This window comes from Micromonospora sp. NPDC047740, assembly GCF_043204735.1.
Lineage (GTDB): Bacteria > Actinomycetota > Actinomycetes > Mycobacteriales > Micromonosporaceae > Micromonospora.
Genome location: NZ_JBIDCT010000011.1, coordinates 168,129 through 181,734 on the forward strand (window position 1 = coordinate 168,129; position 13,606 = coordinate 181,734).

13 protein-coding genes and 1 riboswitch are annotated in these 13,606 nt (G+C 73.5%); of the genes, 5 read left to right on the forward strand and 8 right to left on the reverse strand.

What is annotated here, in order from left to right; translation table 11 throughout:
* Positions 1-6: 6 nt before the first annotated feature.
* Positions 7-69: riboswitch (guanidine-III (ykkC-III) riboswitch) on the forward strand.
* A gap of 53 nt (positions 70-122) precedes the next feature.
* Positions 123-437 carry a DMT family transporter gene (locus ACGF4F_RS21710; RefSeq protein ID WP_393079627.1) on the forward strand — a complete coding sequence of 105 codons (315 nt, stop codon included), beginning with the start codon at positions 123-125 and terminating at the stop codon, positions 435-437.
* A 98-nt stretch (positions 438-535) separates the two neighbouring features.
* On the forward strand, positions 536-781 hold the full coding sequence (locus ACGF4F_RS21715; RefSeq protein ID WP_073832723.1) for a hypothetical protein: 246 nt from the start codon (positions 536-538) through the stop codon (positions 779-781).
* A gap of 429 nt (positions 782-1,210) precedes the next feature.
* Here ACGF4F_RS21715 and ACGF4F_RS21720 read toward each other — a convergent pair whose 3' ends face one another.
* Together ACGF4F_RS21720 and ACGF4F_RS21725 are read right to left on the reverse strand one after the other, a co-directional pair.
* Complete coding sequence (locus tag ACGF4F_RS21720) at positions 1,211-1,588, reverse strand: VOC family protein (protein WP_357433509.1); 378 nt, start codon at positions 1,586-1,588, stop codon at positions 1,211-1,213.
* A complete protein-coding gene (locus ACGF4F_RS21725; protein ID WP_393079631.1) occupies positions 1,581-4,037 on the reverse strand; it encodes a DNA translocase FtsK 4TM domain-containing protein in 2,457 nt (818 codons plus the stop codon). The genes ACGF4F_RS21720 and ACGF4F_RS21725 overlap by 8 nt, the downstream gene beginning before the upstream one ends.
* A 114-nt stretch (positions 4,038-4,151) precedes the next feature.
* On the opposite strand from ACGF4F_RS21725, the gene ACGF4F_RS21730 reads away from it, so the two are divergent.
* Both ACGF4F_RS21730 and ACGF4F_RS21735 read left to right on the forward strand, forming a co-directional pair.
* Entirely contained in the window at positions 4,152-4,631 is a 480-nt protein-coding gene (locus ACGF4F_RS21730; protein ID WP_393079633.1) for a YbjN domain-containing protein, read from the forward strand.
* Positions 4,628-6,262, forward strand: a complete 1,635-nt coding sequence (locus tag ACGF4F_RS21735) for a YbjN domain-containing protein (RefSeq protein ID WP_393079636.1) — start codon at positions 4,628-4,630, stop codon at positions 6,260-6,262. The genes ACGF4F_RS21730 and ACGF4F_RS21735 overlap by 4 nt, the downstream gene beginning before the upstream one ends.
* Before the next feature lie 100 nt (positions 6,263-6,362).
* On the opposite strand, the gene ACGF4F_RS21740 is transcribed toward ACGF4F_RS21735, so the two are convergent.
* From ACGF4F_RS21740 to ACGF4F_RS21760, 5 genes are all read right to left on the reverse strand, one after another.
* Complete coding sequence (locus ACGF4F_RS21740) at positions 6,363-8,051, reverse strand: ribonuclease J (protein ID WP_357433517.1); 1,689 nt, start codon at positions 8,049-8,051, stop codon at positions 6,363-6,365.
* Between the two features lie 52 nt (positions 8,052-8,103).
* Entirely contained in the window at positions 8,104-9,030 is a 927-nt protein-coding gene (gene dapA, locus ACGF4F_RS21745) for a 4-hydroxy-tetrahydrodipicolinate synthase (RefSeq protein WP_393079640.1), read from the reverse strand.
* 53 nt (positions 9,031-9,083) lie between these two features.
* Positions 9,084-9,821, reverse strand: a complete 738-nt coding sequence (thyX, locus tag ACGF4F_RS21750) for an FAD-dependent thymidylate synthase (protein WP_073832607.1) — start codon at positions 9,819-9,821, stop codon at positions 9,084-9,086.
* A 92-nt stretch (positions 9,822-9,913) separates the two neighbouring features.
* The gene (locus ACGF4F_RS21755) at positions 9,914-10,540 is read right to left on the reverse strand and encodes a DUF2752 domain-containing protein (RefSeq protein ID WP_393079643.1); all 627 of its coding nucleotides are present in this window, start codon (positions 10,538-10,540) and stop codon (positions 9,914-9,916) included.
* A complete protein-coding gene (locus ACGF4F_RS21760) occupies positions 10,530-11,759 on the reverse strand; it encodes a winged helix-turn-helix domain-containing protein (protein WP_393079646.1) in 1,230 nt (409 codons plus the stop codon). Before ACGF4F_RS21760 ends, ACGF4F_RS21755 begins: the two co-directional genes overlap by 11 nt.
* A gap of 76 nt (positions 11,760-11,835) precedes the next feature.
* Here ACGF4F_RS21760 and ACGF4F_RS21765 point away from each other — a divergent pair, with 76 nt between their 5' ends.
* A complete protein-coding gene (locus ACGF4F_RS21765) occupies positions 11,836-12,387 on the forward strand; it encodes a GNAT family N-acetyltransferase (protein ID WP_357433523.1) in 552 nt (183 codons plus the stop codon).
* Here the strand turns inward: ACGF4F_RS21765 and ACGF4F_RS21770 are convergent.
* The gene (locus ACGF4F_RS21770) at positions 12,286-13,596 is read right to left on the reverse strand and encodes a glycosyltransferase family 87 protein (protein WP_393079650.1); all 1,311 of its coding nucleotides are present in this window, start codon (positions 13,594-13,596) and stop codon (positions 12,286-12,288) included. The two genes, ACGF4F_RS21765 and ACGF4F_RS21770, sit on opposite strands and share 102 nt — an antisense overlap.
* Positions 13,597-13,606: the final 10 nt, after the last annotated feature.

The following is a 13,606-nucleotide window of genomic DNA, read 5'->3' on the forward strand; positions in this document are numbered from 1 at the left end:
GTCGGCTGCGGCGGCCCCGCGCCGCCCCGGACGAGTGGTGGCGTACCCGGTGAGGCCAAGACGCCCCGTGACCGCCCCCGTCCCGGTCCCGGTGGCCGGGCTCGCTCGTCAGAGGTGATCTCATGGCTTGGATCGTGCTGGTGCTCTCCGGAATCCTGGAGACCGTGTGGGCGATCGCCCTCGACCGCAGTGCCGGCTTCAGCCGCCCCCTCCCGTCGTTCGTCTTCGGCGTCTCGCTGGTGGCGAGCATGGCCGGCCTGGCGTACGCCCTGCGCGACATCCCGGTCGGCACCGGCTACGCGGTCTGGGTGGGGATCGGGGCGGCCGGCACCGCACTGGTCGGCATGCTGGCGCTGCACGAGCCGGCCACCCTGCCCCGGATCGGCTGCCTGCTGCTGGTGGTCGCCGGCGTGGTGGGCCTCAAGCTCTTCCACTGAGCGGCCCGGAAACGGTGCCGGCGTCCGGTTTGGTGGCCGGCCGGTAGGGGGTAGTCATCCGTCACCTCACCCGAGGGACCGATCTGACGGAGGACACCATGGCTGACATGCCCGCCACCGCCCGCCCGCGCAGCAGTGCGGCGCGCGTCTGCACCATTCTCGCGTTCGTCTTCGCGGTCATCGCGATCTTCTTCCTGCCGCCGCTGTTCGGCCTGGTCGGGCTGATCCTCGGCATCGTCGGCGCGGTCCTGGGCGACAAGCCGCTCGGCTGGTACGCCGCCGCTGCCAGTGTGGTCGGCGCGGTGCTCGGCATGATCATCGGCTACGCGATCCTTAACTCCTGAGCCTTCGTAGAAGCTGAGGGCCCGCCAGTTGACCGGCGGGCTCTCGCGCGTGCCGGCTGCCGCGCGCAGACAAGGCAGCGGCGCCGGCGCCATGGCGGACAGTCAGGCGGCGACCCGCCCGTTCCTCACCATGTGCAACATCACCTTTCGTCACCCATGGTGACGGTCGTTCGGGAGCCCGGCACTGCCGAAGCGCCGCCTTTGCTCTGCAGCCATATCCGCAGCACCCGCTTGAGCTGGTTTTTCCGCCAGCAGCCCACGCCACGCTCACGCCGGGGCGGCTACGAACCGTTACCGTTGCGTCGATGGCTGCATGGCAAAGCAGCAGAAGGGTACGTTCGGACCGGCCGGCTCGGGCACCGGGAGTGACGACGGTTGGTCCACCACAGACGCTCAGCGAAGGCCGCATGCCAAGCTCGGCACGGCAGGTCAGCGGCGGTCGGCGAGCATGACCTGGTTGCCGTCCGGATCGAGGACGACCGCCATGCGCTCCCCCCACGGCTGGTCCACCGGCGCGGCGAGAACCGTCACCCCGGCGTCGCGCAGTCGGTCGTGGGCGGCGTCGCAGTCCGGTACGTACGCCCACAGCCGGACCCGGTTGTTGGTCAGTTCCTCCGACCCGTCTGGCACGCCGAGGCCGAGGGAACTCGCGCCGACCTGGAGCGCGACGAACTCCACCTCGCCGGACGCCGGATAGCGGTATGTCTCCACGCCGCCGAGCAGGTCCCGGTAGAAGCGCAGGGCGGCCGGCAGATCGGCGGTGACGAGGATCGGGAAGAGTTCCCGCGCACCCGGCGGCTCAGTCATCGCCACCGCGCAGGCCGACCAGGACCTCCTCCAGTTCGTCCGGCTTGACCAGCACGTCGCGGGCCTTGGAGCCCTCGGACGGCCCGACCACGCCCCGGGTCTCCATCAGGTCCATCAGCCGGCCCGCCTTGGCGAAACCGACCCGCAGCTTGCGCTGGAGCATCGAGGTGGACCCGAACTGCGAGGTGACCACCAGCTCCACCGCCTGCACCAGCAGGTCCAGGTCGTCGCCGATGTCCTCGTCGATCTTCTTCTTGCTGTCCTGCGCGGCGGTCAGCACGTCCGCGCGGAACTCCGGCTCGCGCTGGTTCTTGCAGAACTTCACCACGTCGTGGATCTCGCGCTCGGTCACCCAGGCGCCCTGGATCCGGACCGGCTTCGACGCGCCCATCGGCAGGAAGAGGCCGTCGCCCCGGCCGAGCAGCTTCTCCGCGCCCGGCTGGTCGAGGATGACCCGCGAGTCGGCGAGCGACGAGGTGGCGAAGGCCAGCCGGGACGGCACGTTCGCCTTGATCAGGCCGGTGACCACGTCGACCGAGGGCCGCTGGGTGGCCAGCACCAGGTGGATGCCGGCGGCCCGGGCGAGCTGGGTGATCCGGACGATGGAGTCCTCCACGTCGCGCGGCGCCACCATCATCAGGTCCGCCAGCTCGTCCACGATCACCAGCAGGTACGGGTACGGCCGCAGCTCCCGCTCGCTGCCCGGCGGGGCCTTGATCTCGCCGTTGCGCACCTTGCGGTTGAAGTCGTCGATGTGCCGGACCCCGTTGGCGGCGAGGTCGTCGTAGCGCATGTCCATCTCGCGGACGACCCACTCCAGCGACTCGGCCGCCTTCTTCGGGTTGGTCACGATCGGCGTCACCAGGTGCGGGATGCCCTCGTAGCCGGTCAGCTCGACCCGCTTCGGGTCGATCAGCAGCAGCCGCACCTCGTCCGGGGTGGCCCGGGTCAAAATGGACACCAGCAGAGTGTTCAGGCAACTGGACTTGCCGGCGCCGGTGGCCCCCGCGATGAGGATGTGCGGCATCTTCGCGAGGTTGGCCACCACGTAGCCGCCCTCGATGTCCTTGCCGAGCGCCACCACCATCGGGTGGTGGTCGCTCTTGGCGGCCCGGGAGCGGAGCACGTCGCCGAGCGAGACGTTCTCCGGGTCGGTGTTGGGGATCTCCACGCCCACCGCGCTCTTGCCGGGGATCGGGCTGAGGATCCGCACGTCCGGCGACTTCACCGCGTACGCGATGTTGCGGGAGAGCTGTGTGATCCGCTCCACCTTGACGCCCGGGCCCAGCTCGACCTCGTAGCGGGTGACCGTCGGGCCGCGGGTGAAACCGGTGACCGCGGCGTCCACGTCGAACTGCTCGAAGACGCCGGTCAGCGCGGCGATCACCTCGTCGTTGGCCTTGCTCCGGCTCTTCGGCGCGGCGCCGCTGCCGAGCATGTTGGCCGGCGGCAGGGTGTAGTCGCCGGCCAGCCCGGTGAGGGCGAGCTGCTCGGCCCGGGTGGGCAGCGGCGAGTGCTCCGGCGGCTCCGCCGGCTTGCGGCTCGCCGGCACCTTCGCCGGCGGCTTGCGCGGCAGCACCAGGGTGTCCTGCAGGTCGACCCCGTCGAGGTCGGCGTCCAGGTCCGCCGGATCCAGCGGCGGCGGAAGGCGCTTGGCCGGCCGCTTGCGGGCCGGCTTGGCCGGCGTCTCGGCCTCGGCGTCCGCCGCCTCGGGCGGCGCGACCAGGGAGCCGGCCAGCAGCCCGAGCCGTTCCGGAATCTTGTTGATCGGGGTCGCGGTGACCACCAGCAGGCCGAAGACCAGCAGCAGGATGAGCAGCGGCACCGCCACCCAGGGAGTGATCGCGGCCGCCAGCAGGTCGCCGAGGCCGGCGCCGATCAGCCCGCCCGCGTAGTCGCGCTGCACCGCGTCGACCGGGTCCTGTCCGATGTGCAGCATCGCCGCGGTGGCGAGCAGCATGGAACCCCAGCCGACCAGGCCGCGCCCGCGGTGGGCCGGGTCCCCCGGCGTCCGCAACAGCCGCCAGGCGCCGATCATCAGCAGCACCGGCACGACGATCGCGATCGCGCCGAGGAAGAGCCGGACGGTGTCGGCGAGACGCGCGCCGACCGGCCCGGCGCCGCCGAACCAGATGGCCACCGCGCTGAGGATGGCCAGGCCGAACAGGAGCAGCCCGGCACCGTCGCGGCGGTGCTCCGGGTCGAGGTCGCGGGCCGAGGCGGCCTGCCGGCCGGCGGCGCGGACCGCCCAGCCCAACCCGTGCGCCACGCCCATCCACATCGCACCGACTGCGCGGCCCAGGTAGGCGGCGGGACTCGGCCGCGCCGCCGGGCGCCGCCGCGGGGTGGCCCGGGTGGCCTTCTTCGCCGGCTGGCGGGCACGGCTGTTCGTGGTACCGCGCGGCGACGCGCCGCGCCGCCGGCTCGCCTGAGAGGTACGGCCCGCCATACAGTCACGGTAACGGCGAGACCCGGCAGATCGCCGCTTTTCCGGGTCGTGTCCGCGCGTCGCAGCACGGACCGCGCCGTCCGATGTGTTATTCGCCTCAGAAGGGATGCCCTGATGGCGTCGCCGGAGATCGAGGACGGTCCGGACGGCCCCCTGGCCGGACACCCGCAGGCATTGCGGCCGCTGACCCGCGAGCTGATCGCCGCCGTGCTGGCCAACCGGGGGTACGCGGTGGCCGAGGACACCGACGGCGACCTGGTGGGGCGCTGGGAGGAAAGCCTGATCTGGTTCTATCGGCGGGGCGGCGCCGGGGAGGTGCTCCAGGTCCGCACCGTCGCCGGGCACCGTTTCGGCATCGAACGGGTCCCCGACCTGTACGCGTTCTGCAACTCCTGGAACCACGACCGGCTCTGGCCCAAGGCGTTCGTGCACGTGGCCGACGACGGGCTGGCCCAGGTCTGCGGCGAGGTGACCACCGACCTGGAACGCGGCGTCACCCCGCACCAGCTCGACCAGCTCATCGACTGCGGCATCGCCACCGGCTGCCAGCTCGCCGCTGAGGTGGGCCGGCTGCCCGGCGGGTCGCTGCGGTGACCACCTTCCGCGACCGGGGCCTGGCCCAGGCGCTCGCCGACGCCCGGGATCTGCCCGACGGCGAGGCCCGCTGTGCCGAGCTGGACCGGATCGCCGCGCGGGCCGACGCGACTGGCGATCCGCGTACCGCGCTGGCGGCGCGGTTCGCGCTGATCGAGGCGTACCTGCAGCTCGGCGAGCGGTGGCGGCTGGTGGAGCCGGTGCGCCGGTGCCTGGCCGCGCTCGACCGGACGCCCGGGCTGCTGGCCGGCCGCCCAGGGGAAGCCGAGCGGCTGCACCGGCACCAACGGCAGTCGGTTGAGGCGCTGTTCGCCACCCCCCGGGTCGGTCTGGACCAAGCCCGGTCCCTGTTGGACGATCTCGCCGACCGGCTGGGACCGGACGCCGAGGCGGTGGCCGAGCTGCGCTGCCGGCTCGCCGACCACCTCGGCGACGAGCCGACCGCCCGCCGGGAGTACGCCCGCTGGCCCGACGACCATCCCGGCTCGGCGGGTCGGGCGCGGCGCCGCGAGCCGGAACGGTCGGCCGGGCCCGACCCGATCGCCGGCTGCCCCGGGTGCGCCCCGGCCCGCCGGGCCGAGTTGCTGGCCGGCTGGGGCGAGCCGGCGGCGGCCCTGGCGGCGCTACGTCCCGTGCTCGACGGCGAGGTGGGCTGCACCGACCAGCCGGAACGGGCCCTCGCGGTGGCGCTGCTGCCGTGGCTGCGCACCGGCGAGGCGGCCCGCGCCGCCCGGGCGCACGTGCGCGCGTACCGCCGGCACCGCCGGGAGCGGGAGGCGTTCCCGCTGCTCGCCGCACACCTGCGGTTCTGCGCGCTGGGTGGACACCTGGCCCGCGGGCTGGACATTCTGGCCGAGCAACTGCCCCGGCTGGATCGGACCGCCGACGACCTGGCCGCGATGGAGTTCGCGGCGGCGGGCGCGCTGCTCTGCGGGCTGGCCGTCGAGGCCGGTTTCCGCGGGCGGCGGATCCACCGCCCCGGGCACGGTCCGCGGCCGGCCGCCGAGGTGGACCTGGCCACGCTCGGCGGGCAGCTCCAGATGCTCGCCACCACGCTGGCCGGCAGCTTCGACGCCCGCAACGGCACCGGGCACCAGTCCGGCCGGATCGCCTCCTGGCTGGCGGATCGCCCGCTCGCCGAGCCGGTGCCGCTGCCCGCCGAGGACGCCGCCGACGAGTGGCCGGACGACGACCCGGCCGAGCCCGGCCCACCGGGCGAGGATGAGCTGGCTCCGCTGACCCTGGCGCTGCTCACCGCCGCCCTCGACGGACGCGGGGACGGGTACGCGGTGGAGCCGGACGGCACGGTGGTGGGGCGCTGGGGCGAGGCGGTGATCCAGTTCCGCCGGCTCGGGCGGGACGGGGAGATCCTGCACGCCCGGGTGGTGGCGACCCGGCGGCTGCCGGCCGCCCGGCGCGCCGAGGCGTACGCGTTCTGCAACGCGTGGAACCACGACCGGCTGCTGCCGGCAGCGTACCTGCACGACCCCGGCGACGGGACGGTGGAACTGGCCGCCACCGTCACCACCGACCTGGCGCACGGGGTGGCTCCGGCCCAGCTCGTGGTGCTGGTGACCGCGGCGGTAAGCACCGGCGCCGCGTACGCCGAGGCGGTTGCCGCGCTGCCCTGACCGGGGACGTGGCGCGCCCCGGTCACCGGGCGGACGTACCCGCGCAACGGCGACGCCGGCCCACCCGCGGCGGGTGGACCGGCGTGGGGAGCCGGTGGGATCAGACCTCGACGACCGTCGGGACGATCATCGGCCGGCGTCGGTACGCGTCGTTGACCCAGCGCCCGACGGTGCGCCGGACGATCTGCTGGAGCTGGTGCGGGTCGGTGATGCCGTCCGCGGCGGCCCGGTTCAGCGCCTCGGTGACCAGCGGGATCACCGGGCTGAACGCCTCCGGGTCCTCGGAGAAACCCTTCGCCGAGACGGTCGGCCCGCCGACCACCTTGCCGGTGACCGAGTCGACCACCACGGTGGTGGCGATGAAGCCGCCGTCGCCGAGGATCCGCCGCTCGGTGAGCAGCGACTCGCTGACGTCGCCGACGGCGAGGCCGTCGACGTAGACGTAGCGGCTCTTCACGTGGCCGACCAGGCTGGCCCGCCCCTCGACCAGGTCGACCACGTCGCCGTCCTCGCAGAGCACCACCCGGTCCGGCGCGACGCCGGACTCGATGCCGAGCCGGGCGTGCGCCCGCAGGTGCCGCCACTCGCCGTGCACCGGCATCAGGTTGCTCGGGCGGGTGACGTTGAGCAGGTAGAGCAGCTCGCCGGCCGGGGCGTGGCCGGAGACGTGCACCTTGGCCACGTCCTTGTGCACCACCACGGCGCCGGCCCGGGCCAGCCGGTTGATCACCCGGTAGACCGAGGTCTCGTTGCCCGGCACCAGCGACGAGGCGAGCACCACGGTGTCGCCGGGGGCGATGGTGATGTGCCGGTGGTCGCCGCTCGCCATCCGGCCCAGCGCGCTCATCGGCTCGCCCTGCGAGCCGGTGGACATCAGCACGATCTGCTCGGGCGGCAGGCTGGTGGCCTCCTCCAGGCCGACGACCAGGCCCGGCGGGATGTTGAGCAGGCCGAGGTCGCGGGCGATGCCCATGTTGCGGACCATCGACCGGCCGATCAGCGCCACCTTGCGGCCGTGCTCGACGGCCGAGTCGAAGACCTGCTGCACCCGGTGCACGTGTGAGGCGAACGAGGCGACGATGATCCGACCCCGGGCCTTCGCGAAGATCGAGTCCAGCACCGGCCCGATCTCCCGCTCGGGGGTGACGAAGCCGGGGATCTCCGCGTTGGTGGAGTCCGAGAGCAGCAGGTCCACGCCCTCCGCGCCGAGCCGGGCGAAACCGGCCAGGTCGGTGATCCGGCCGTCCAGCGGGAGCTGGTCCATCTTGAAGTCGCCGGTGTGCAGCACCAGGCCGGCACCGGTCCGGATGGCCACCGCGAGCGCGTCCGGGATCGAGTGGTTGACTGCGAAGAACTCGCACTCGAACGGGCCGAGCCGCTCCCGCTGCCCCTCCCGCACGGTCAGCGTGTACGGCTGGATCCGCCGCTCGGCCAGCTTCGCCTCGACCAGGGCCAGGGTGAACTGCGAGCCCACCAGCGGGATGTCCGCCTTGTGCGCGAGCAGGTACGGCACCGCCCCGATGTGGTCCTCGTGGCCGTGGGTGAGCACGATCGCCTGGATGTCGTCGAGCCGGTCCAGGATCGGGCCGAAATCGGGCAGGATGAGATCCACACCCGGCTGTTCGACGTCGGGGAAGAGCACCCCGCAGTCGACGATCAGCAGCTTGCCGTCGTACTCGAAGACGGTCATGTTCCGGCCGATGGCGCCGAGTCCGCCGAGCGGAATGATCCGCAGGCCGCCTTCCGGCAGTGGCGGGGGCAGTTCGCCCTCGATGTGCGCCTCGGTCACGCGTCCACCTCATTCTGCGACGCCGGCACCCGGCGTCCGTCGTGTCGTTCGATCATTCGGGAAGGGGCAGCCCGGCCGCCGCGCAGTCGGCGCGCAGCTGGGCCAGTTCGGCCGCGGTGGCGTCCACCAGCGGCGGGCGTACCGGGCCGGCCGGCAGGCCCCTGGCCGCCAGACCCGCCTTCACCAGGATCACGCCCTGGGTACGGAAGATGCCGGTGAACAGGGGCAGCAGCCGGCGGTGCAGCGTCCGGGCGGTGGCGACGTCCCCCGCCTCGTACGCCTCGATCAACTGCTTGGTCGGCACGCCGGTGAAGTGCGTCGAGGTGCCCACCACGCCGACCGCGCCGACCGCGAGGGCGGGCAGGGTCAGCGAGTCCTCGCCGCTGTAGTAGGCGAGGTCGCTGCGGCTCAGCACCTCCGAGGTGGCGGCGAGGTCGCCCTTGGCGTCCTTGACCGCGACGATCCGGCCGTGCTCGGCCAGCTTCACCAGGGTGTCGGTGGCGATCGCGGTGCCGGCCCGGTGCGGGATGTCGTACAGCATGATCGGCAGCCCGGTGGCGTCGGCGACCGCGGTGAAGTGCCGCAGCAGGCCGCTCTGCGGCGGCTTGTTGTAGTACGGCGTGACCACCAGCAGGCCGTGCGCGCCGGCCTTCTCCGCCTGCGCGGCCAGCTCGATGGTGTGCCGGGTGTCGTTGGTGCCGACCCCGGCCACGATCCGGGCCCGGTCGCCGACCGCCTCCACGACGGCGCGGATCAGGCTCTCCTTCTCCGCGTCGGTGGTGGTCGGCGACTCGCCCGTGGTGCCGTTGAGCACCAGCGCGTCGTTGCCCTGCTCGTCGACGAGGTGCTGGGCGAGCCGTACGGCACCGTCCAGGTCGAGCGACCCGTCGGCGGTAAACGGCGTCACCATGGCCGTGATCAGTCGCCCGAACGGGCGCGACGCGCCCCGGTCCGGGACGGCAGGGTGGTCGTGCGTCATGTTCACAACCTAGCGGACGACCACCGGAGCCCCGGTGGGGAAGGGCGCAGGAGTCACTCGGCGTGCGGGCTGGCCGCCACCTCGGTGCCGTCGGGCAGGGTGGAGATCACGAAGTCGGCGAAGACGTTCGGCGCCACGCCCTGGAGCTGGCGCAGGCACTCCACGGCCAGCTCGCGGATCTCCACGTCGGCGTGCTCGGTCGCGCGCATCTTGATGAAGTGCCGCCAGGCCCGGTAGTTGCCGGTGACCACGATCCGGGTCTCGGTGGCGTTGGGCAGCACCGCCCGGGCCGCCTGCCGGGCCTGCTTGCGGCGCAGCGTCGGGTTGGGCTCGTCGGTGAAGCGCGCCTCCAGGCCCTCGAGGAGCTCGGTGTACGCCCGCACGCTCGCCTCGGCCGCCTCGACGAACTTCTTGTGCAGCTCCGGGTCCTCGGCGATCACCGCCGGCTCGACCATCGCGGCGTCCCGCTCGGGGACGTAGCGCTGCGAGAGCTGGGAGTACGAGAAGTGCCGGTGCCGGATCAGCTCGTGGGTGAAGGACCGGGAGACGCCGCTGAAGTAGAAGCTCACCGAGCCGTGCTCCAGCACGGACAGGTGCCCGACCTCGAGGATGTGCGCCAGGTAGCCGGCGTTGGTGGCGGTGGCCGGGTTCGGCTTCTTCCAGCTCTGGTAGCACGCCCGACCGGCGAACTCGGCGAGCGCCTGGCCCCCCTCGGCGTCGGTCGACCACGGCACGTCGTCGGGGGCCTGGAACTGGGTCCACGCGATGAGCTTGACCTGGGGCTGCACCATCTCCGGCATTCCTGCGACTGTAGTGGCCGGTGGGCCGGTGGGGAAACTTGGGCGCGCGGACGTGAAGCGGCGCACTCGCGCCGGACCGCGGGTCAGACGTAGAGCGCGGTGAACGGCGCCCAGGGCAGGTTGCGGACCACCGAGAAGGCGAGCCAGAAGGCCAGGAAGCCGCCGAGGACCTTCGGGCCGAGCCGCAGCTCCGGCAGCCGCCAACCGAACGCCCGGTTCCCGGCCCAGGTGACGAAGAGGTACGCCAGGAAGGGCACCGAGAAGACGAAGAGGAAGTGGTGCCGGGCGGCGGCCGGCAGGTCGCCGTGCAGCAGGTACCAGAGGGCGCGGGTGCCGCCGCAGCCCGGGCAGTCCAACCCGGTGGTGAGCTTGAGCAGGCAGCTGGGCCGGGCGTCCGGGTCACTGTGGGTGGGATCGCTGAGCAGGGCGTACGCCATGCCGAGCCCGACGCAGCCGACCGCGGCCAGGGGCACCGCCCAGCGCGGGGCGCGGGCGTGCAGCCGGAGCACCAGGCGGGTGAACCGGTCCGGCTCGACCGGCGCGTACGCCACCCCGGCGGGCCAGTTCGCCGACCCGGGATCGGGGGCTCCGGCGACGGCGTGCACCCCGTCCGGGGCCGGGCCGGTGGGGGCGGTCGGCGGGACGGGGACCGTCTGCGGGTCGGGCGTGGCGGCCGGCCGGTCAACGCTCGTCACGCGCTCACCGTACACCGGCCACGCCCACCAGCGCGGCGGCCAGCGGGACGGCCAGGTCGCCGGCCGCCGGCGGGGCGACCGCGTCCAGGCCGAGCCAGCCGGCGAGCCGGTAGAGCTCGACGGCGAGAGCCACCGCCGTCTCCCCCGGATCCACCCCCGGCTCGACCCACGCGGCCGGCACCAGCAGCACCCCCGCCTTCCGGTCGGCCTTGAGGTCGACCCGGGCGGTGAACCGCTCGCCCTGCAGGAAGGGCAGCACGTAGTAGCCGTGGACCCGCTGCGGGGCGGGCACGTAGATCTCGATCCGGTAGGAGAAGCCGAAGAGCCGCTCGGCCCGGGCCCGCTCCCAGACCAGCGGGTCGAACGGGCTGACCAGGGTGTTGCCCCGGACCCAGCGGGGCAGCCGCGCCTGCCCGTGCAGGTAGGCCGGCTGCCGCCAGCCCGGCACCGTGACCGGGGTCAGCTCGCCCGCCTCGACCAAGTCGGCGATCGCCCGCCGCGCCCCGGCCACCGGCAGCCGGAAGTAGTCGCGCAGCTCCGGCTCGGCCGCCACGCCCAACGACCGGGCGGCGATCGCCACCAGCACGCGGTGGGCGTCGGCGTCGCTCGGGGTGGGGGCGTCGAGCACCTCGGCCGGCAGCACCCGCTCGGGCAGGTCGTAGCGGCGGGCGAAGGAGGTGGTGCGTTCGGCGGCGGTCACCTCGCCGGACCAGAACAGGAACTCCAGCGCCCGCTTGACGGCCGACCAGTTCCAGCCCCAGTTGCCGGTCTCCCGAGGTGCGTCGTGCTCGATCTCGGCGGCGGTGAGCGGCCCCCGGGCGGCCACCTCGTCGCGCACCCAGGAGACCAGCTCGGGCTGCTCCTGGGCGATCCGGCGCATCCCGCCCCAGGCCTCGTCACGGGCCTTGGCCATCCGCCAACGCAGCACCGGATGCAGGCCGACCGGGATCAGCGACGCCTCGTGCCCCCAGTATTCGAACAGCTCCCTGGGGCGCCGGTAGGCGGCGTTGTCGAGCAGGGTGGTCGGGTAGGGCCCGAGCCGGCTGTAGAGCGGCAGATAGTGGGCCCGTTGCAGGACGTTGACCGAGTCCATCTGGATCAGCCCGACCCGGTCCAGCACCCGGCGCAGATGCCGGCGGGTCGGCACCCCGGCGGGCGCCGGGTCGGCGAAGCCCTGGGCGGCGAGAGCCACGCGGCGGGCCTGGGCGAGCGAGAGCGATTCCGGTGCGGCCATCGTCCCGGGACCCTAGTCCACGGGTACGACGGAGCGGTCGCTGGACCGACCGCCCCTCGGGGCATAGAACGGACGGATGGTGACCATCCGCCGGGAGGACCCGGACGACGCGGCGGCGATCGCCGCGGTGCACATCCGCAGCTGGCAGGCCGGGTACGCCGGGATCATGCCGGACGAGGTACTGCACCGGCTGAACCCGGCCGCCTGGGCGCAGCGCCGCCGGGACCTCGGCACCGCCGACCCGGCGCACCCGTTCACCACTCTGCTCGCCGAGGTCGACGGGGCGATCGCCGGATTCGCCACCTTCGGGCCGTACCGGAACAACCAGGACCGCGGCGACCTCGACCCGGCGTACGGGGAGATCCTGGCGATGTACGTCGAGCCCGCGCGGTGGGGCACCGGGACCGGGCGGGCCTTGCTGGCGGCGGCCCGCGCCGGGCTGGCCGAGCGGGGCTGGACGGAGTACCGGCTCTGGGTGCTCACCGACAACGTCCGGGCGCGGCGCTTCTACGAGCGGGCCGGGCTGTCACCGGACGGCGTCGAGTCCGTCTACCGGCTGCCGCTCTCCGGCGGGCGTGACCCGGCCCTGCTTCGGGAGGCGCGCTACACCGCCCGACTCGATCAGTGACCCGGACGGGCCGCCCCGGTCGGCGGGCCTACCGCCGGTCGACGCGGCCCCGCGCCGGATCGGCAGGCCGAGCAGCAGCGCCAGGCTGATCCAGACGTACGTGTTGCTGCCGAGGAAGCCGGTCACGCCGCTGAAGTCCTCCTCGAACCGCCACACAATCCGGCTGATCAGGAAGGCGTACCCGATGGTCGCGGCGGCCAGCAGGAGGCGACGCCGGTGGCTGCGCGCGGGCGCCGCCATGCCGTTGTCGACCAGCAGGATCAGCGCCGGCAGCAGCCAGACCAGGTGGTGCACCCAGGTGACCGGGCTGACCAGGCACATCACCACGCCGGTCAGGGCCAGGCCGGTGGCCTCGTCGCCGGCGGTCACCGCGGCCCGCGAGCGCCAGCCCCAGACCGCGAGGGTGGCGAGCACCAGCACCAGCCAGGCGAGGGTGCTCGGGTGCTCCGGGTTCAGCCGGGCCACCACCCCGTGCAGCGACTGGTTCGAGACGAAGGCCAGTTCGCCCACCCGGCCGGTGTTCCAGAGCGCCTCGGTCCAGAACTCGCGGGAGGCGTCCGGGAAGAGCGCGCCGGCCAGCAGGGTGGCGCCGGTCGCCGCGCCCATCGCGGTGAAGGCGGCCCGCCAGCGCCCGGTGATCAGCAGGTAGACGATGAAGATGCCCGGGGTCAGCTTGATCGCGGTGGCCAGGCCGATGCCCGCCCCGGCCCACCGGCTGCCGGCCGGGAGCAGCCGCAGCAGGTCCACCGCCACCAGGAAGAGCAGCAGCATGTTGACCTGGCCGAAGTTGACCGTCTCGCGCATCGGCTCGAACGCGGCGGCCAGGCAGAGCGCGACCGCGAGGGCGAACCAGCGGGTCCACCCGGCGCGGCGGGCGATCGGGTCGACCAGCCACCAGATGACCACGGTGCTGACCACCACGGTGGCGGCCACGCTGACCGTGATCGCCGCGTGCCATGGCAGGTAGGCCATCGGCAGCATCACCAGGGCGGCGAACGGCGGATAGGTGAAGCCGTACTGGGTCTTGGCCCGGAGGAAGTCGTAGATCTCCCCGCCGTCGTGCACCCAGTAGTTCAGCGCACCCCGGTAGACGTTGAGGTCGAAGAAGCCGTGCCGCACGGCCGCCTCCCTCAGGAAGGCGGTCACCACGACGGCGAGCACCACCACGGCGACGACCTGCGCGATCGTCCGCCTGGCACCCTGCGCCACCGTCGCCTCC